Below are 18,355 nucleotides of genomic sequence, written 5' to 3'. Positions count from 1 at the left end.
TGTAGCCAGGGTGACAAGGGTTCGCGGGCAAGCCCGCTCCCACAAGGCTGCCGCACATGCCTTTGTGGGAGCGAGTTTGTTTGTGGGAGCGGGCTTGCCCGCGAAGACGGATCGAATAGGGAGAACATGTGACCGAAGACTGTGACTGGCTGCAGGTGCCGCCGGCGCCCCTGAGCGCCGAGGCGCGCCAGACAGCGGCCGAGCGGCAGGCCCAGCTGACCAAGCCGCCGGGTTCGCTCGGCCAGCTGGAGGCGATCGCCGAGCGCCTGGCCGCCATGCAGGGGGTGGGCCAGCCGACGCTGGAGCAGGTGCACATCGCCGTGTTCGCCGGTGACCACGGCGTTGTGGCCGAGGGTATCTCCCGTTTCCCGCAGGCCGTGACGGCGCAGATGGTCGCGAACTTCGCAAACGGCGGCGCGGCGATCTCGGTGCTGGCGCGGCACCTGGGCGCGTCCATCGAGGTGATCAACCTGGGTACCGTGGCTCAGCCACCTGCCGTCAGCGGCGTGCAGCAACTCAACCTGGGCGCCGGAACTGCGAATCTGGCCCGTGAGCCGGCGATGACGCCGGCGCAGCTGGAACGCGCGCTGAACGCCGGCCGTCAGTGTGCGGAGCGCGCCCGAAGAGGCGGGGCGCAACTGTTCATCGGTGGCGAGATGGGCATCGGCAATACCACGGCGGCCGCCGCACTTGCCTGTTCATTGCTGGACCTGCCGCCGGCCGATCTGGCCGGGCCCGGCACGGGTCTGGATGCCAATGGCGTGCGCCACAAGGCCGAGGTGATCGAACAGGCGTTGAGCACTCACGTCGACGTGCGCGGCGATGCACTGGGTAGCCTGCGTTGTCTGGGTGGCTTCGAGATCGCGGGCCTGGCCGGCGCCTATATCGCCGCGGCACAGATCGGGTTGCCGGTACTGGTGGACGGCTTCATCAGCACCTCGGCGGCGCTGGTGGCGGAACGCCTGTGCCCGGGCATCGCGGAGTGGTTCTTCTACGCCCACAGCTCGGCGGAGCCGGGCCACCAGCGACTGCTGCAGGCGCTGGCGGCCGAGCCACTGCTCGATCTCGGCATGCGCCTGGGCGAGGGGAGCGGGGCGGCCACCGCCGTGCCCCTGCTGCGCCTGGCCTGCGAGCTGCATTCGGGGATGGCGACTTTCGCCGAGGCGGGTGTGAGCGGAGAGGGTAGTTGAGCACGGACGCCACACGCATCGGCCTGCTGCGGCACGGCGAGACCACGGGGCAGGGGTTTTGTGGGCGTGGCAGCGATGTCCCGCTGACGGCAGCAGGCTGGCACGCAATGCGCGAGACACTCGCGCGTGACGCCGACTGGGATCGCGTCGTCTGCTCGCCGTTGATGCGATGCCTCGGGCCTGCCGAGGCGTTCGCCGGGCAGGCAGGCGTGCCACTCGCCGTGGACGAACGCCTGGCCGAACTCGACTTCGGCGACTGGGAAGGCCGTACGGCGGCAGCGCTGATGGAGACGCAGGCCAATGCCCTGGGCCGTTTCTGGGAAGACCCGCTGAATCATGCGCCGCCCCATGGCGAGTCGCTTCGAGCGTTCCGCGAGCGTGTGGTCGCCGGCTGGAATGACCTGGCCCCCAACGAAGGGGAGCAGGTCCTCGTGATCGCCCACGGCGGTGTCATCCGCCTGATCCGCGCCCTGCACGAGGGCTGGCCGCTGGAAAAACTCCTGAGTATCGACGTCCCGCTCGCGTCCCTGCATATTGTCGAGCCATGGCAGGCCTACTGATGATTACCCATCCCGCACTGCAACAGGACCCCGAGCCAACCCGCGCCCGGGCACTTGCGTGCGGTTCTGTGGGAGCGTGCTTGCACGCGAAGCCCCGGCCCGCGCCTGCCTCTGGCAGGGGCTTCGCTGCGCGCGCGATCGGGCAGGATCCCCGTAGGAGGCCAGCCCCCTGGCCGATCGGAACTATGCCAGCGCCCCATCGGCCAGGGGGCTGGCCTCCTACAGGTAGGGGTGATGGAGGGTGCCGTATGAACTCGGTATTGGCTCGCTTCTGGCCGATCGGGAAAATGCCAGCGCCCCATCGGCCAGAGGGCTGGCCTCCTACCGGCAGGAATGACGGAGGGGTCGCATGAACCCCGTGATGACGCCCCTCTGGCTGGCTATCCAGTTCCTCACACGCCTGCCGACCCCCGCGCTGGAGCCGCGCCCCGAGGATCTGGGGCGTTCGGTACTGACCTATCCGCTGGTCGGGCTCATCCTGGGGCTGATCGTGGTGATCGTCGGCATCGGGCTGTCCGCCATTCCCGGCGCGCCGACGCTCCTTGTCGCGGCATTGGTGCTGACGTTCTGGGTGGCCCTGACGGGCGCCCTGCACCTGGACGGGCTGGCAGATACGGTGGATGCCTGGGTCGGGGGGCAACGCCATCCGGAGCGCGCCCGCGGGATCATGAAGGACCCGGCCTGCGGTCCGATGGCCGTTGCGGCAATGATCCTGGTGCTGGCGCTGAAGGGCACGGCACTGGTGGCCGTGGTCGAAACCGGCGCGTGGATGGCCGTCCTGCTCGCCATCGTGCTGGCGCGTCTGGTGCCGCCGGTGCTGTTTCTGACCACTCCCTACGTGAACCCGGTGGGGTTGGGGGCCGAGATGGCGCAACACCTGCCGCGCGGGGCCGCGAAGGGCACGGTCGGTGTCGCGGCCCTGCTGGTACTGGTGCTGGGGCTGGTGTCGGGGCTGTGGGGCGTGATCCCGGCTCTGATCGCCGCCGGAGCGCTGCTGTGGGGTGCCACCCGCCTCCTGAAACACTGGCTGGGCGGCTTCACCGGCGACACCGCCGGTGCCACGCTGGAGCTGGTGGAGACCTCCGTGCTGGTCATCCTCGTGCTGGCGCTCGGACTCTATTAGCCCTGAAGGAAACACTGATCTGGATCAGTATTTCCTTAATGCGGCGTGGACTTTCCCAGTGCCTTGTCCAGCAGTTCTAAGCCTTCCTGCTCGCGGTCCTGACCGCGCTGCGCGCGAACCCGGAAACGAGTTTCCGCATCGTGTTCAGCAATCATCAACGTGGCCATCTCGTCCACGAGCCGATTGACGCTAGTGCCACGTTCGCGCGCCAGCACCTTCAGACGTTCGGACTTTTCGTCAGGCAAACAAATCGTCAAGCGAGCCAATGATGCGTCTCCCGGTTCAGGATCAGATGAGCTATCTCAGAAGTTAGCAAAACCTGTCATCGAATGGTCACGTAATTGCCACATAATTGGGTGATGACCGTTCCCGTTAGACTTCATCCGGCCCACATGACGCTGCGCGCGCTCGTGAACCCCCTGAGGGCCGTGCGCGATGCGCGTGGAATCGAGCCGGCCCCGCCATGGTGGCAAACGTTCCTGGGGCTTGCGTTGCCGGTGCTGCTGGCGAGCGTGATCGCCAGTCAGTGGCTTTACCAGGTGATCCCGACCGGCCTGCCGCCCGAGGCCATGCCGGGCACCTGGGGCTTTGGCGTCTACAGCGCGCTGGCGATGAGCATCGGGGTCCTGGGGATGGCCGGGTCCGCGCACTACCTGACCGAACTGTTCCAGGGCTACTCGCACCCGGACCGGGCGATGCTGGCCGTAACGGTCGGGTTGCTGCCCGGCTGGGTGGGCAAGGTCGTCGCCGCATTCCCCTGGCCCTGGGGCAACGGTATCGCGTTGCTGCTGATCCTGTATTCCCTCTGGCTGCTCTACTGGTCCCTGCGCGAGATCATCGGCCTGCGCCGCGGCAACCGCATCGGCCTGTTCGTCGCCACCGTCTTCTGCGGCGCCTTCATCACCCTCATCTTCGGCTGGCTCCTGATGGATCTGATCCCCGGCGCCACCCCCGAGCACCGCATCGGCACCACCTGGCTGATCTGAGACCCCTCGTTCGCGGGGTAACACTTGTAGGAGCCCAGCCCTCTGGGCGATCTTCCTTCATCAATGCCAGATGCCCGGCCCGATCGCCCAGAGGCTGGGCTCCTACAGTAGCGGGACCGGCGGTGGGCTATCGCGTTGCGTGGTTGGTCTGGAGCCAAGGCTGAATTCCGGGGCCTGTGTACAAAGCCTCTGAAACGCCGAGTGGTGGCCAGGCCCGATCGGCGTGAGGGCTCGCCTCCTACGCCACAGCATTATCATTCCGGAAACCGCGCAGCGGTTGTCCGGAATCTCCACGGTACGGGCTAGCCGTACGTTGGGGCTGGTCCGGCGTGGGGGAGATCCCGGCTCTTCGCTGCGCTTCGGCCGGGATGACGGTGAAGGGTGCGCTCTGCTGGGCATAACGGCGAGGCATGGGGTGCCGATGATGGCGTGGCTGTCGCGCGTTGGAGGGCGCATGCGCCGCGGGCGGCAAGGATTTGCCGCCCGCGGCGAAAAAAATTTCAACGAAGGGCTAAAGGTTCTGTGGGAAAGGTCGTTAAGGCATCTGAGAGCGGGGATCGGCCCGTTCACCAGAACCGCCCGAGGCGGTGACGAACGACTCTACAGGAGAGCGATCATGTCCCAAGTAATTAACACCAACGTTCTTTCCCTGAACGCCCAGCGCAACCTGAGCAACTCTCAGGGCGCGCTGGCCCAGAGCCTGGAACGTCTGTCCTCGGGCCTGCGTATCAACAGCGCCAAGGACGACGCGGCCGGTCTGGCCATTTCCGAGCGTTTCACCTCGCAGATTCGCGGCCTGAATCAGGCCGTACGCAATGCCAATGACGGCATCTCTTTCGCACAGAGCGCTGAGGGCGCCCTTGGTACAGTTGGCGATGCGATGCAGCGCATCCGCGAACTTGCGGTGCAGGCGGCCAACGATACCAACTCTGCCTCCGATCGCGAAGCGCTGAACAACGAAGTCAACCAACTCGTTGAAGAGATCAACCGCGTTGCCAATTCCACCGAGTTCAACGGTGAAAATATCCTCAACGGTGAGCTGGCGGATCTGGTGTTCCAGGTGGGCGCGAACCAAGGTCAGACCATCTCAGTCGATGGAGTGGATTCTCGCACGAGCCAGCTTGGCGAGTCTCTTCTGGGTGGTGAGACGGTTAATATCGCAACTTTGGAGGACACGGCGGCCTTCGACGAACTGAACAACGACCTGACCTTGAACGAGGTCGGGGTGAACCTGGCGGGCGTTGAATCGTTCGATGACATCGTTGCGGCAATCAACGCGGTTTCAGATGACAGTGGTGTGACAGCCTCACGCGCGGATTCCGTCGAGACGGATCCACTTTCCTTCACGGCGTCTACTGACGGCGATACTACCGTTGAAATCAATGGTGAATTGATCACCATCGGCGAAGGTGACGATGTAAACACCGCGGCGACGCTAATCAATGCGGAGTCCGATGTGACGGGCGTTACGGCTACGGTTAATGATAATGACGAGCTGATTTTGTCATCGGATGATGACTTCACCTTTGAAGTCACCGCGTACGGGACAGACTCCGATATCGGTGGTTTTGCTGCAACGGAAGAGCAGGAATTCGTTCGCGCCATCGATCTCGAAGCCGGGGTCTCGGACGGGATTGTCGTAGGGGGTGATGATGCGGCTTTGCTTGGTCTGGACGGCACCGTGGAAGATAATGCGATTGCCGATGTGAGCGTGCTCACCCGCGAGGACGCCACGCAGACGATTGGGACAATTGATGCCGCTCTGCAGCAGGTCTCCAACCTGCGTTCCGAGTTGGGTGCGGTCCAGATCCGTTTCGAGAGCACTATCTCGAACCTGGAGATCTCGTCGGAAAACCTGTCCGCCGCCCGTTCGCGGATCATGGATGCCGACTTCGCTTCCGAGACGGCCGAGCTGACCCGTGCCCAGGTGCTGCAGCAGGCGGGTACCTCGGTGCTCTCGCAGGCCAACGCGGTTCCGCAGAACGTGCTGGCCCTGCTGCAGTAAGCTCGATCACTCGGGCTTCTGGTTGAGGGAGGATGGCGAGGGCGCCATCCTCCCCTTCTGAAGAGGACAGCGATATGAGTGATGGAATTGGCAATATCACATCACCGCTGGTTGCAGTGAACCCGCGCGGGGGCGAGGGGGCCAAGGCTCCTGGTTCCGGCGCGGGTCTTGTTCGTGGCGAAGGGCGGCCGGAGGCCGTGGTTCGTGCGGACAGTAGTTCGGAAGCAACGGCTCGTGGTTCCACCGGACCGGCGATCGAGGCCATGGACATGGACGAGGTCAACCAGGTGGTCGAGTCGATCAATTCCTATCTGCAATCCACCAAGCGGGCGCTGGAGTTCAGCGTGGACGACAGCAGCGGCCGCACGGTGATTACGGTGATGGACGGAGAACGCGAAGAGGTGATCCGCCAGATTCCGCCGGAGGCCGTACTGGCCCTGGTGGAACAGTTCCAGACCGAGCAGGAGCTCGGTGGGACGGGGCTGGCGGACAAGGCCTGACGGCTTCGTAGACCTGCAAGCGTGATGTTGAGTTAAGCCGGGCCCGGCAGCGGGTCCGGCTTTTTTCGTTGGGTGGAGCACCGACTCTTCTACGTAACCCGCCCGGCCACCCCTTCCTCGTCATCCCGGCCGGAGCGAAGTGGGGAGACAGAGTCTCCCATGGATGTGGTTCCCCGGACGCTGTGCTGCCGCTGGGCAGTGGAGATCCCGGATAACCGCTGCGCGGTTTTCGGAATGACGGGGGGCTCCAGGATACTGCGGCACGTTCGAGTGGCGGGTGGGTGCCAGGTTCTGGAGATTGCTTCGCTTCGCTCGCAATGACGGGTATTTTTGGGGCATCGAGTCGGGGCGCGGCTTGGCGATTTTGAGGCGGTTTTCCTGCGGCGAGCTCAAGTTTTGGGCTAGGCTGTCGTAAATAGATATATCGCACGTGCAAAGGGTCCGAGACGTCGGACACCGAGGAGCATCAAGACCATGGCTATCAGTTCACTGGGTGTTGGGTCGGGACTGGATCTGAATCAGATCGTCGGTGATCTGATCAACGCTGAACGAGTCCCGAAGGAGCAGCGTTTCGATCGTCGCGAGGGCCGGATTGAGGCGCAGATTTCCGCGTTCGGCAAGCTTACCAACAGTGTGGAGCAAGTCGGTGGCAGCTTGAGCCAGCTGGCGGGCTTCGAGCTGTCCCAGTCCGCGGAAGTTTCCGACTCCAGCGTGGCCAGCGTGACCTCCGACGGCACCGCGGCGAATGGCAATTTCTCTTTGCAGGTGGATCAGCTGGCGCAGGCCCAGAGCGTAGCGACGGCGCCGGGCCAGTTCGCCGATGCGGATGCCGAGGTGGGTGCCGGTCAGCTGGAGATCAGCGTGGGCGGCGGGAACGCCATCACCATCGATGTCGAGGAGGGCGATACCCTCCGGGACGTGCGCAACGCGATCAACGAGGCCGGTGGTGGTGTGACGGCCTCGATCGTGAATGACGGCAGTGGTGCGCGGCTGGTGCTGAATGCAACCGAAACCGGTGCCGACAACACGATCTCGGTAGCGGTCAATGGTGACACCGGGGCCGCCAACGACGGTCTCGGGCGCCTGGCCAGCGACAACCTGGAAACCACGCAGGAAGCCCGGGACGCCGTGGCGGTGATCAATGGCCTGACCGTGACCAGCTCGAACAACACGCTGGACGATACGATCGAGGGCCTGAACATCGAGCTTCGCGGGGCATCCGAGTCCCCCGTGACGGTCTCCGTGAGCGAAGACCAGGACCAGTTGCGCGAGGCCCTGCAGGGGTTTGTGGAGTCTTACAACTCCCTGGTGGGGCAGACCCGTGAGTTGACCTCTTTCAACCCCGATTCCGAGGAAGGCTCGGTACTGACGGGCGACAGCACGGTGCGTGGTATTCGCAGCCGCCTGGGCAACGCGCTGATCCAGCCGGCCCAGGTGCCGGACGCGAACGCCCAGACGCTGGCGGAGCTGGGGATTGTGTCCAACCGCGACGGGACGCTTTCTTTTGACGGTGCACGCTTCGACCGTGCGATGGAGACAGACGGTTTTGACCGTGTCACCGAGATCGTGCGCGAGGTCGGCGGGCGCATGCAGGAAGTCACCGATGGCTTTATCGGGCCGGAGGGGTTGATCAATGCGCGCACTGACGGTCTGCGCAACGATCTGGAACGCATCGGCCAGCAGCGCGAGAATCTGGAAGTACGCTTGGAACGGATGGAAGAACGGCTGGTTGGCCAGTTCTCGCGGATGGACAGCGCCGTGGCGCAGATGCAGAGCACGGGCGATTTCCTGATGGGGCAGTTGGCGAATATGCCGCTGGCCCAGAACAATTCTCGTCGATAGTCGCGCCGCTGGGGCGAACGGATAACGGAGAGCAACGCATGTACGGACCGGGCATGAATCGAGCGGTGAACCAGTACCGGCAGTCGGGCGCGCTGGCCGAGGCCCAGGTAGCGGACCCGTACCGGCTGATCCAGATGCTCTTCGAGGGCGCGCTGGAGCGGATTGCCGTGGCCAAGGGTGCGATGCAACAGGGCAACGTGGGCCTGAAGGGCGAGAAGATCGGCAAGGCGATCGATATCGTCGAATCGCTGCGCGCCGTGCTGGACCACAAGCACAATGCCGAATTGGCCGGAAACCTGGATGCCCTGTACGAATACATGAGCCGGCGTCTGCTGGAGGCCAATGCGCAGAACGATCCGGCCGTATTGGACGAAGTCGCTAAACTGCTGCGCGAGATCAAGGCGGGCTGGGACGAGATCCCGGCTGACCAGCGCCGCGCTGGCTAGCGGAAGGCCTTGCATGGCACTTTGCGCGGTTTTTGGCTCCGGCCTTTGCCCATGAGCGATCCCGCCACTTCGAACAGCGGGGCCGGTTCGGGGGCGACGCTCGAGGATGCCGTCGAGGCGATCCGCGCCCATATGGCGCGCGCGGTGGCTGAAGAGGACTGGGAAGAGCTCCAGGAGCTGGATCGGCAGGCGCGCAGCCTGGTTGAACGGGCCTTCGGCCCGGAACCGGTGCCACTCCGCGATGACTCCGGGGCGGCACTGCGCGCCGCGCTCGAGGAGCTTGGCCGCTTCTACGAAAGCTCGGTGCAGGAGCTGGACCAGCGCCGCACCGAGGTCGCGCAGCAGATCCGCGAACTGAAATCCGGTCGCAAGGGCACCAGCGCCTACGAGACCACCCGCCGGCATTCTATGCGCACCGGTACGGGGCATCCCGAGGGTTAGGCCCCAGCCCGTGCCGCATCTCCTACACCCTCTGGTGGCCCTGGACCTGTAGGAGCCGAGCCCTCTCGGCGATGCGGCGCTGGACAGGCCCGCATCGCCGAGAGGGCTCGGCTCCTACAGGTCTACGTGGGGGCAGCGGGTGGGAGGCGGCGGACGGTCTGGATGCTGCCGAGGGCCTGGAGGCGGTCGAAGAGGTTGCTGAGTTCGCCGAGGTCGCTGTATTCGGCTTCCAGTTCCATGCGCACGCTGCGGTCCTCGCGGTTGGTCTGGGTGTTCACGCGCAGGAGGTTGATGCCGCATTCGGAGAAGGCGTTGCCGACCTCGCCGAGCAGGCCGGGGCGGTCATGGGCGTCCACCTCCAGGGTGATGGCCTCGCGCTCCGGTTCTTCGCCCCAGGAGACCGGGATCAGGCGGCCGCGCTTTTCCTCCGGCATGCGCAGGATGTTCACGCAGTCGCTGCGGTGGACGGAGACGCCGGCACCGCGGGTGATGAAGCCGATGATGGGGTCTCCGGGCTGCGGGTTGCAGCAGCGCGCCCGGGTGGTCAGCAGGCCGCCGACGCCGCGGATCTTGATGTCGTCCTCTTTTGCCTCGCCGTCATGGCGCCGCGGGCGCTGGGGCGCGGGCGGCGCGGCGGGCTTTTCCCGACCGCGCGTCTCGCGCATCTGCTGGGAGATGCGCCCGGCGATCTGGGCCGTGGTGATGTCGCCGGCACCCAGCGCGACCAGCAGCTCGTCGAAGGTCTGGTACTTCATGGCCTCGGCGAGCGCGCCGCGGTCGAGGTCCTGTCCGCAGCCGAGACGCTGGCATTCGCGATCGAACAGGTGCTTGCCGGTGGCCAGGTGTTCGTCCTGGTGCTGCTGGCGGAACCAGGTGCGGACCTTGGAGCGGGCGCGGGCGGTGTTCAGGTAGCCGAGATTGGGGTTCAGCCAGTCGCGGCTGGGGCCGCCCTCGCGAGTGGTCAGGACTTCAACGCGCTCGCCCGACTTCAGCTTGTAGGTGAGCGGCACGATGTGCCCGTCCACCTTGGCGCCACGGCAGCGGTGGCCGACCTCGGTATGGACGGCGTAGGCGAAGTCCAGCGGGGTTGCGCCCAGGGACAGGTCCAGTACCTCGCCCTGAGGGGTAAGCACGAACACGCGCTGGTGCAGGGGCTCGCTCTGGATCTCGTCGAGCAGGTTCTGATCGTTGTTGTCGGCGGCCTCCAGCAGCTGGCGCAGGCTGTTGATGGCGCGGTTGAGGGCCTGGTCCTCGCGCCCGCCTTCCTTGTAGCGCCAGTGGGCGGCGACCCCCAGCTCGGCGAAGTCGTCCATCTCGCGGGTACGGATCTGCACCTCCACGACCTTGCCCTCAGGTCCGACCACGGCCGTGTGCAGTGACTGGTAGCCGTTGTCCTTGGGGTTGGCGATGTAGTCGTCGAATTCGCTGGGCAGGTGGCGCCAGTCGTTGTGGACGATGCCAAGTACGGTGTAGCAGGTGGCCAGCTGGTCGACGATCACGCGGGTGGCGCGCAGATCGTACAACTCGGACAGCGAGGTCCGCTTGCGCTGCATCTTCCTCCAGATGCTGTAGATGTGCTTGGGCCGCCCGAAGACCCGTGCCTCGATGCCTTCGGCGCGCAAGCGGTCCTTAAGAGTCTGCGCAAATGCTTCTACATAGGTCTCTCTTTCCGTGCGGTTTTCTTCCAGGCCTCTGGCGATCTCGCGATAGGTCTCCGGTTCCAGGATGCGCAGGGCGAGGTCTTCCATCTCCCACTTGAGCTGGCCGACGCCCAGGCGGTTGGCCAGGGGCGCGATGACGTCCAGGGTCTCCTGCGCGAGGGCTCGGGCGCTGTCATCCGGCTCGCGTACCAGCAGGCGCAGGTGCTGCACGCGGAACGCCAGTTTGATCAGCACGGCACGCACGTCGTCGACCATCGCCATCAGCATGCGGCGCAGGCGCTCGGCCTGTTCCGGCCGGCCCGCCGGCGCCTCGAAACGGCGCCGCACCAGGGCCGCGACGTTGGTGGTGAGACGCGCGATAGCCGCACCAAAGTCCGTTTCGATCCGGGCCGGGGTGATCCGGGAGGCCAGATAGACGGGTACCAGAAGGGTTGCGATCAGCGTCTGGCGGTCCACGTTGAGGTGGCGCAGGATCTCGGCCACGTCCAGCGGGTGGGATTCGAGCCCGGCGGCCTCGACCGCCTCCAGCGCGAGGTCCAGTGCCTCGGCCAGTTGCTGGCCGGTGGAATCGTCCAGCGGCTGGCTGCCCGCGAAGTGGCGCAGCAGCGCGTCGCGGTCGAGGCCCTGCAGATCCGTATTGGTAAGCAGCGAATGGCGCATGGGGTAGGGTCGTTTCAGCCAGATCGTTCGCGGGCATTGTACCGGTCCGGGCGCACGGGCGAGAGCGCTTCACACACTCGGTGTTTGCCTTGCACAGGGGCGACTGGACGGTCAGGATCGGGATATGGCCAATCTGTTCAAGATCCTGGTGCTCGCAGGGCTCGGATACGCCCTGATGACCGGGTTGATCTTCGTGACCCAGGACCGTCTGGTCTACATGCCTTCCAGCAACCTGACCGGCACGCCGGAACGCATTGGACTGGACTACGAAGACGTCGAACTGGTGACTGCGGACGGGGTGCAGCTGCATGGCTGGTTTGTGCCGTCGCCGCAGGGCGAGGAGTCGCCGGTCTTGCTGTTTCTGCATGGCAATGCCGGCAATATCAGCCACCGACTGCACTCCCTGCAGCTCTTCCATGAACTGGGGCTTGCCGTCCTGATCATCGACTACCGCGGCTATGGCCGCAGCGCGGGCCGCCCGGACGAGGCGGGCACCTACGCGGATGCCCGCGCCGCCTGGGAGTACCTGACGGAAGGGCGCTCGATCGCCCCCGACTCGGTCGTGGTGTTCGGGCGCTCCCTGGGGGCGGCGGTGGCGGCGGATCTGGCCACCGGGGTGGAGCCGGGCGCGGTGATCCTGGAATCGGCCTTTACCTCGGCTGCGGATCTCGGAGCGCGCCACTATCCGTGGCTGCCGGTGCGGGCCCTGTTGCGCCACGAATACGACACCCTGAGCCGCATCGAGGCCATCACCGCGCCGCTGCTGCTGGCCCACAGCGTGGACGACGAGATCGTGCCGTTTGCCCACACCGAACGGCTGTACGCGGCCGCCGGGCAGGCTCGACTGCTGGAAATGGAAGGCGGCCATAACGAGGCCTTTCTGGCCACCGGGGATGCCTACCTCGAAGGCCTGCGGGCATTTCTGACCGAGGCGGGTATCGAGCTTGACGAGCCCTGACGGAAGCCCAGCGACATTCTGGCGGGCCCCGGCCCGCCAGGAGACCGTGTCTCCAGCGCGGGAGATTGGTAGACTGCGCCGCTGTTCTGGCCGGAATGGATGCCGATGGAGAGGCGATGCGCCTCCCGCTCCCACCGAATGATGGAATCCGCTGACAAAGCCCCGCTGACGGTCACCTACCGTCGAGCACAGGATCCGGACGGCGCCTCGGCGTCCGTGGTGATTCGTTTTGGTCGCACCAGTGGTGTCGAGCGCAAGCCCGGACGCCTGGAGATCCACGTGGGGCTGGAGCCGCTGGGCCGCGATACGGACTGGGTGGAGTGCTGGTCGCTGCGGGACGGCGTACGCGGGGAGACAGGGGCAGACGGCTCGTTGACCTACCTGCGCGGCCGCGACTGCCTGGTGGGTTGCTGGCACGCGCCGCTGGATGCCCGCGCGGACCCGGAACCGCTGACGGAACGCGCCTACCGCGAGATCCTGTCCGGTTGTCGGGCGCTGGGCTTTGACCACCTGGTGCGGGTCTGGAACTACCTCCCGGCCATCAATGATCCGGTCGACGGGCAGGAGCGCTATCGCGGGTTCTGCAGCGGGCGTGCGCAGGTCTTCGAGGCCTTGCCGGAGTACGAGCGCATCCTGCCGGCGGCCACGGCGATCGGCACGCACTCCGACGGCCTGCTGATCTACTTCATTGCGACGGGCGAGCCCGCGGCGCGCATCGAGAATCCGCGCCAGGTCAGTGCCTACCGCTACCCCCGGCAGTACGGGCCGCGCAGCCCCTCGTTTGCCCGCGCCAGCCTCTGGCAGCCGGGCCCGCAGGCCGCCGAGCTGTTCATTTCGGGCACGGCCAGCATCGTGGGCCATGAAAGCCGCCATGTAGGGGATCTCGAGGCGCAGATTGACGAGAGCCTGCGCAATATCGGGGCTTTGCTGGAGCAGGCCTCCACCCACCACCCGGTGCGAGCGGAAACGCCGCAGGCGCTCTCGCTGCTCAAGGTCTATCTGCGCCACGCCGAGGATGCGCCCGCCGTGGAGAACCACCTGCGGGCGCGCCTGGGTCACCACATCCCCTGGCTTCTGCTGCATGGCGACATCTGTCGCGAGGAATTGCTGGTGGAGATCGAGGGACAGTACTCGGAGCGCCTGTGCGAGGCGCTCGCAATGCCATGATGAACTGACGCCGGATCGGGTCGGCCGCAGTGTCTGGTCGGCCCCTGGTCCCCTGCCTGGGAGAATACGCAATGCAGCCAACGACCAAGAAGCCGCACCCGGTCCTGAAGGACTACTACGGGGACGAGGGCAGCCGCCGCGCCTACGTCGACGACCTGTTCGACCGGACGGCCCCGTACTATGACCGCATCCTGCGGGTCGGTTTTTTCGGGACGGGGCAGGCCTATCGCCGCTTCGTGCTGAAGAAGTCCGGCCTGAAGGCCGGGATGAACGTCCTGGATGTGGCGACCGGGACGGGGCCGGTCGCGCAGGAGATCCGGAAGGTGGTGGGCGACGACCATCTGACCTGCGTGGATCCGAGCCGGGGCATGATGGACATCGCCCGCACCAAGATGGACGCGACCTTCGTCCAGAGCCTCGGCGAGCAGATGCCGCTGCCGGACCGCCAGTTCGACCGCCTGTACATGGGTTACGGGCTGCGCCATGTGCGGGATCTGCATGAACTGTTCAGCGAGTATTTCCGCGTGCTCAAGCCGGGCGGTCGCTGCACCATCCTGGAGGTCTCGCGGCCACGGACCCGGCGCCAGTTCGCGCTGGCGCGTTTCTATTTCCGGGACTTCGTGCCGTTCGTCGGCAAGGTGTTGACCCGCGATCCCGACGGCCACCTGTTGATGCGCTATTTCTGGGACACCATCGACCAGTGCGTGCCGCCGGAAGAGATCCAGGACACCCTGCGCGCGGTCGGGTTCGAGGACGTGCAGCGGGATGTGCAGTTGGGCGTGTTCAGTGCCTACATGGCGACGCGGCCCGCCGAGTAGAGCGTATACATGGCTCAGTGTTTCGCATGGCGCGGCTGAAGGTGAAGGTCGCTCCGGGCAGCAAGCGCAACGCGGTGGCCGGCTGGATGGGGGAGACCCTCAAGCTGCAGGTCCAGGCGCCTCCGGAGAAGGGCCGCGCCAATGCGGCCGTGATCGAGCTGCTGGCAGCGAAACTGGCATGCCCGAAGTCGGCTGTGCGGGTGGTGGCAGGCGCGAACTCGCGTAACAAGACGTTACTGGTGGAGGGCTGGTCCGAGACCGACTTGCGCTCCGCGCTATCCTGATAACTGATGACTGTGACGGGCCCGTACCGTGCGGGCCCCTGCGAAGGGAACTACGGATGAACCGCCTGACCCTGACCCGACCGGACGACTGGCACCTGCACCTGCGGGATGGCGATGTGCTGGCGTCGGTGCTGCCGGATACCGCGCGCCGCTTCCGGCGCGCGATCATCATGCCCAACCTGAAGCCGCCGGTGACCACGCTGGAGGCCGCGGCGGAGTACCGCGACCGCATCCTGGCGGCGTTGCCGGAGGAGGCCGATTTCGAGCCCCTGATGACGCTCTATCTGACCGAGGGCACGACCCCGGGCATGATCGACGCGGCAAAGGCCTCCGGCTTTGTGCACGGGGTGAAGCTGTACCCGGCCGGGGCCACGACCAACGCGGCCAGCGGGGTGACGGATATCCGCCGCTGCTATCCGGTGTTCGAGGCCATGCAGCGGGTGGATCTGCCGCTGTTGATCCACGGCGAGGTGACGGATCCGGACGTGGACATCTTCGATCGCGAGGCGGTGTTCATCGAGCGCCACCTGGAGCCCTTGATCCGGGACTTTCCGGAGCTGCGGGTGGTGCTGGAGCACATCACGACCGAGTCGGCCGTGCAGTTCATCCAGGACGGGCCGGCCAATGTCGCGTCCACCATCACGCCCCAGCATCTGCTCTACAACCGCAATGCGCTGTTTGCCGGCGGGATGCGCCCGCATCACTTCTGCCTGCCGATCCTCAAGCGCGAGCGCCATCGCAAGGCACTGATGGAGGCCGCGACCAGCGGCCATCCGCGCTTTTTCCTGGGCACGGACAGCGCGCCGCATCCGCGCCACGCGAAGGAGTCGGCCTGTGGCTGCGCCGGAATCTATTCCGCGCATGCGGCCATCGAGCTGTATGCGGAGGCCTTTGCCGCCGCGGATGCGCTGGATCGTCTGGAGGGATTCGCCAGCCATTTCGGGCCCGATTTCTACAAACTGCCGCGCAACACCGACACCCTGACGCTGGAACGCTCACCCTGGACCGTGCCCGAGGCAGTACTCTTCGGGCATGACCCGGGTGTACCGCTGCGCGCGGGCGAGACCATTGCCTGGCAGCTGGCCCGGTAATCAGGGGCCGGGCTGTATCCAGGGTGCGATCGGACAACGCGAACCCTGAAGGACGCGCGCGGTCAGCAGGTCAGGCAGCCACCGACAGGACGAGGACCAGGATATGACGGAACCGAATGTGCAACGCGGAACCCTGTGGTTCTGGCTGGCCATCAGCCTGGGGGTGGCGCTGCTGATCATTGCGCTGGGGGTCGGGCTGGAACCGGCCGGGGCGGCCATCCTGCGGGCCCCGCTCAGTTCGCCCGCGGCGGGTGCGCTCGGCTTCGGCCTGCTGATGGTCTGGGCCGCGTACGCCTATGCCCTGTCTGCCGGACGGGCGGCGGGGAGCCAGGAGATGGGGGTCGTGATCCTGAATCTCGGGCTGCCGGTGGCGCTCATCCTGCTGTGGCGCGCGGAGCTCAACGCCCTGGCGTTCTTTGTCGCGATCGGGTGGACGCTGACGCTGGGCGGGATGGCCGTGCGCCTGTTTCGGCGCGAGGCGCTGGCCGGGGTGATGATGCTGCCGATCATCGGGGTAAGCCTGACGGCGATCCTGCTGTCGCTCACGCTCTGGGTGGTGCCGGCCGCGACCGGCGGCGCCTGATCCCGGGCCGCTACCCTCCGGTCGACGGCGCCACCGCACGGCTCGGTGCCGGGATTCCCTGGCAATAGTCGAGAAAGGCGCCGGCCTCCATGGGGCGGGCGAACAGGTAGCCCTGGAAGCGCAGGTTCCCGTGCGTGGCCAGCCACTGATGCTGGGCCTCGGTCTCGACCCCCTCCGCGACGACTTCCAGCTCGAACTGCCGGGCGATGTCGCAGATGGTCCGCACCATCGCCTGATCACCGGGGTCGTGGTCGACCTGGCGCACGAAGCTGCGATCGATCTTGAGTTCGTCGAAGGGCAGGCGCTTCAGGTAGCTCAGTGACGAGAACCCGGTGCCGAAGTCGTCCATCGAGAAGCGCAGGCCCATGTCGCGCAGGGCCTGCATGATGTACACGACGCGGTCGGTATCCTCGGCGACGACGTGTTCGGTAATCTCCAGTGTGATGCGATGCGCGTGTTCACGACCCAGGTGGCGCGCGATCAGCTCCTGCATGCGCTGCACGAAATTCAGGTGCACCAGCTGGCGCGGGCTGATGTTGATCGCGAGCTGTTCCAGGTGGAAGCCGGCGCGATCCCAGTCTCGCAGGGTCTGGAAGGCCCGAGCGATCACGGTGTCGCCCAGTTCGCTGATGAAGCCCGTCTGCTCGGCGATCGGGATGAATTCCGCGGGGGAAACCGGGCCCAGTTCGGCGCTGTTCCAGCGGATCAGGCTTTCGGCGCTGCGGATGCGGCCGTCGCGGTCGAGCTGCGGCTGGAAGAGCACCTCGATCCCCCGGTTCTGCAGCGCGAAATGCAGGCAGCGCTCGATCTGCAGGTGCCGTTCCACCGCTTGCGACAGTTCGTCGCTGAACACCACCACGCCGTCGCGCCCGCGGTCCTTCACCTCGTACATGGCGATGTCGGCCTCGCGGACCAGCTGGTGCGAGTCGATCCCCGGGTGCGGCTCGATCAGGCGGATGCCGATACTGGCACTGACATGCAGGTGATGATTGCGGATGATGTAGGGCGTCTTGACCACCCGCAGCAGCGAGTGCGCCAGGCGCCGGGCCGCCCGTTCGCAGGTATGCCGGTCTTCCTTTCCGGGGGCGACGATCACGAACTCGTCGCCGCCCAGACGGGCGAGATGGTGGCCCGGCGGCAGGGTGTTGGCGAAGTCGCGGGTGACGGCTTTCAGCAACTCGTCGCCGATGTCGTGGCCCAGAAGGTCGTTGACCGTCTTGAAATGATCCAGGTCGATCAGCAGCAGAAACGAATGCTGGCGATGATGCTGCAGCACCTCGAGGCTCTGCTCGAGGTGCTCGATGAAGGCGGCGCGGTTGTTGAGCCCGGTGAGGGCGTCGTGCGAGGCCTGATACAGGCTGTCGCGCAGAAGCCCGAAGCTGCTGCTGGCGGCGTAGTACAGCACCAGGGCCAGGGTCGCGGAGAAGGCGGCCAGCACGTAGCCATACCAGTCACCGATCAGCAGGAAGTAGCCGGCCAGCGGCACCATCATGGCCGGGATCAACGGGCGGAAGACCCACGGGGCTGGGTAGAGCAGGGCCGCGACGACCGTGGTGGCGCCGATCTGCGTGAAGATGGCGATGTAGTGCAGGTTCTGGGCGTCGAGGCGCACGAAGACCAGAAAGATCCAGGTCCACAGCGCCAGGTAGAGATAAAGAAAGAGCGTCAGCCGCAGGCGCCAGCGGCTGCGCTGCTCCGGTGACAGCGGCGATCGGTGGTACCGCCAGAAAAGCTGGACTCCCCAGAGCGAGGCGGCAAACATCACTGCGTACCAGGAGGCGGCCGCGACAAGCGCATCGTGCAGGGCGCCCAGCAGGATATACCCGAGCCCGGGCAGCAGCGATAATGCCACCAGCACCGGGATCTGCCGAGTCAGGTAGGTGTCGAACCGCGGGTCCGCGCGCAGGGCCTCGCGGGCCGGCGCGAGGGAACGCACGGCGGACGCCGACGGGTTGTCTCGCGAAGTGGCTGCCATCGGGGTCCGTGCGCTGGTCGTATTGTGCGGGTGCGGCGGACCTTACGGTAAACCCGTTCGGTCCT

At 66.1% G+C, this 18,355-nt stretch carries 18 protein-coding genes; 15 read left to right on the top strand and 3 right to left on the bottom strand.

The features are described 5' to 3' along the window. The first annotated feature begins 128 nt into the window (after positions 1-128). The 3 genes from cobT to cobS all read left to right on the top strand — a co-directional run bounded on the left by cobT (position 129) and on the right by cobS (position 2,873). Complete coding sequence (cobT, locus tag D103_RS0101390; RefSeq protein ID WP_018875533.1) at positions 129-1,190, top strand: nicotinate-nucleotide--dimethylbenzimidazole phosphoribosyltransferase; 1,062 nt, start codon at positions 129-131, stop codon at positions 1,188-1,190. Further along, a complete protein-coding gene (locus tag D103_RS0101385) occupies positions 1,187-1,750 on the top strand; it encodes a histidine phosphatase family protein (RefSeq protein WP_026280225.1) in 564 nt (187 codons plus the stop codon). The genes cobT and D103_RS0101385 overlap by 4 nt, the downstream gene beginning before the upstream one ends. Before the next feature lie 349 nt (positions 1,751-2,099). Further along, a complete protein-coding gene (cobS, locus tag D103_RS0101380) occupies positions 2,100-2,873 on the top strand; it encodes an adenosylcobinamide-GDP ribazoletransferase (RefSeq protein ID WP_018875531.1) in 774 nt (257 codons plus the stop codon). A 35-nt stretch (positions 2,874-2,908) separates the two neighbouring features. Here cobS and D103_RS0101375 read toward each other — a convergent pair whose 3' ends face one another. Further along, on the bottom strand, positions 2,909-3,118 hold the full coding sequence (locus tag D103_RS0101375) for a hypothetical protein (protein WP_018875530.1): 210 nt from the start codon (positions 3,116-3,118) through the stop codon (positions 2,909-2,911). 114 nt (positions 3,119-3,232) lie between these two features. Here D103_RS0101375 and D103_RS0101370 point away from each other — a divergent pair, with 114 nt between their 5' ends. From D103_RS0101370 to D103_RS0101345, 6 genes are all read left to right on the top strand, one after another. After that, the gene (locus D103_RS0101370; protein WP_026280224.1) at positions 3,233-3,859 is read left to right on the top strand and encodes a YIP1 family protein; all 627 of its coding nucleotides are present in this window, start codon (positions 3,233-3,235) and stop codon (positions 3,857-3,859) included. A 616-nt stretch (positions 3,860-4,475) separates the two neighbouring features. Then, positions 4,476-5,864, top strand: coding sequence for a flagellin (locus D103_RS0101365; RefSeq protein WP_018875528.1), 1,389 nt, complete (start codon positions 4,476-4,478; stop codon positions 5,862-5,864). Between the two features lie 32 nt (positions 5,865-5,896). Beyond that, entirely contained in the window at positions 5,897-6,364 is a 468-nt protein-coding gene (locus D103_RS14315; protein ID WP_369771860.1) for a flagellar protein FlaG, read from the top strand. Positions 6,365-6,838: 474 nt separating this feature from the next. Then, positions 6,839-8,206: a flagellar filament capping protein FliD gene (fliD, locus tag D103_RS0101355; RefSeq protein ID WP_018875527.1), complete on the top strand. Its 1,368-nt coding sequence runs from the start codon at positions 6,839-6,841 to the stop codon at positions 8,204-8,206. 38 nt (positions 8,207-8,244) lie between these two features. Then, positions 8,245-8,652, top strand: a complete 408-nt coding sequence (gene fliS, locus D103_RS0101350) for a flagellar export chaperone FliS (protein ID WP_018875526.1) — start codon at positions 8,245-8,247, stop codon at positions 8,650-8,652. Between the two features lie 51 nt (positions 8,653-8,703). Next, positions 8,704-9,093 carry a flagellar protein FliT gene (locus D103_RS0101345; RefSeq protein WP_018875525.1) on the top strand — a complete coding sequence of 130 codons (390 nt, stop codon included), beginning with the start codon at positions 8,704-8,706 and terminating at the stop codon, positions 9,091-9,093. Positions 9,094-9,215: 122 nt separating this feature from the next. Here D103_RS0101345 and D103_RS0101340 read toward each other — a convergent pair whose 3' ends face one another. Continuing rightward, complete coding sequence (locus tag D103_RS0101340; protein ID WP_018875524.1) at positions 9,216-11,414, bottom strand: bifunctional (p)ppGpp synthetase/guanosine-3',5'-bis(diphosphate) 3'-pyrophosphohydrolase; 2,199 nt, start codon at positions 11,412-11,414, stop codon at positions 9,216-9,218. A gap of 124 nt (positions 11,415-11,538) precedes the next feature. Here D103_RS0101340 and D103_RS0101335 point away from each other — a divergent pair, with 124 nt between their 5' ends. The 6 genes from D103_RS0101335 (at position 11,539) to D103_RS0101310 (ending at position 16,315) form a co-directional block, all read left to right on the top strand. Then, positions 11,539-12,372 (top strand): alpha/beta hydrolase, encoded by an 834-nt coding sequence (locus D103_RS0101335; RefSeq protein ID WP_018875523.1) that lies wholly within the window; start codon positions 11,539-11,541, stop codon positions 12,370-12,372. Between the two features lie 138 nt (positions 12,373-12,510). After that, entirely contained in the window at positions 12,511-13,539 is a 1,029-nt protein-coding gene (locus D103_RS0101330; RefSeq protein WP_018875522.1) for a hypothetical protein, read from the top strand. A gap of 71 nt (positions 13,540-13,610) precedes the next feature. Then, positions 13,611-14,357: a class I SAM-dependent methyltransferase gene (locus tag D103_RS0101325; RefSeq protein WP_018866371.1), complete on the top strand. Its 747-nt coding sequence runs from the start codon at positions 13,611-13,613 to the stop codon at positions 14,355-14,357. 26 nt (positions 14,358-14,383) lie between these two features. Next, entirely contained in the window at positions 14,384-14,641 is a 258-nt protein-coding gene (locus tag D103_RS0101320) for a DUF167 domain-containing protein (protein WP_018875521.1), read from the top strand. Between the two features lie 56 nt (positions 14,642-14,697). Then, positions 14,698-15,732: a dihydroorotase gene (gene pyrC / locus D103_RS0101315; RefSeq protein WP_018875520.1), complete on the top strand. Its 1,035-nt coding sequence runs from the start codon at positions 14,698-14,700 to the stop codon at positions 15,730-15,732. Between the two features lie 103 nt (positions 15,733-15,835). After that, entirely contained in the window at positions 15,836-16,315 is a 480-nt protein-coding gene (locus D103_RS0101310) for a hypothetical protein (protein ID WP_018866368.1), read from the top strand. A gap of 10 nt (positions 16,316-16,325) precedes the next feature. Here D103_RS0101310 and D103_RS0101305 read toward each other — a convergent pair whose 3' ends face one another. Further along, on the bottom strand, positions 16,326-18,290 hold the full coding sequence (locus D103_RS0101305; RefSeq protein WP_026280223.1) for a bifunctional diguanylate cyclase/phosphodiesterase: 1,965 nt from the start codon (positions 18,288-18,290) through the stop codon (positions 16,326-16,328). Between the last annotated feature and the right edge of the window lie 65 nt (positions 18,291-18,355).

The sequence above is a fragment of the Thioalkalivibrio sp. ALE31 genome, from assembly GCF_000377405.1.
Classification (GTDB): domain Bacteria; phylum Pseudomonadota; class Gammaproteobacteria; order Ectothiorhodospirales; family Ectothiorhodospiraceae; genus Thioalkalivibrio.
This window is presented reverse-complemented; position numbering and strand designations above follow the sequence as displayed.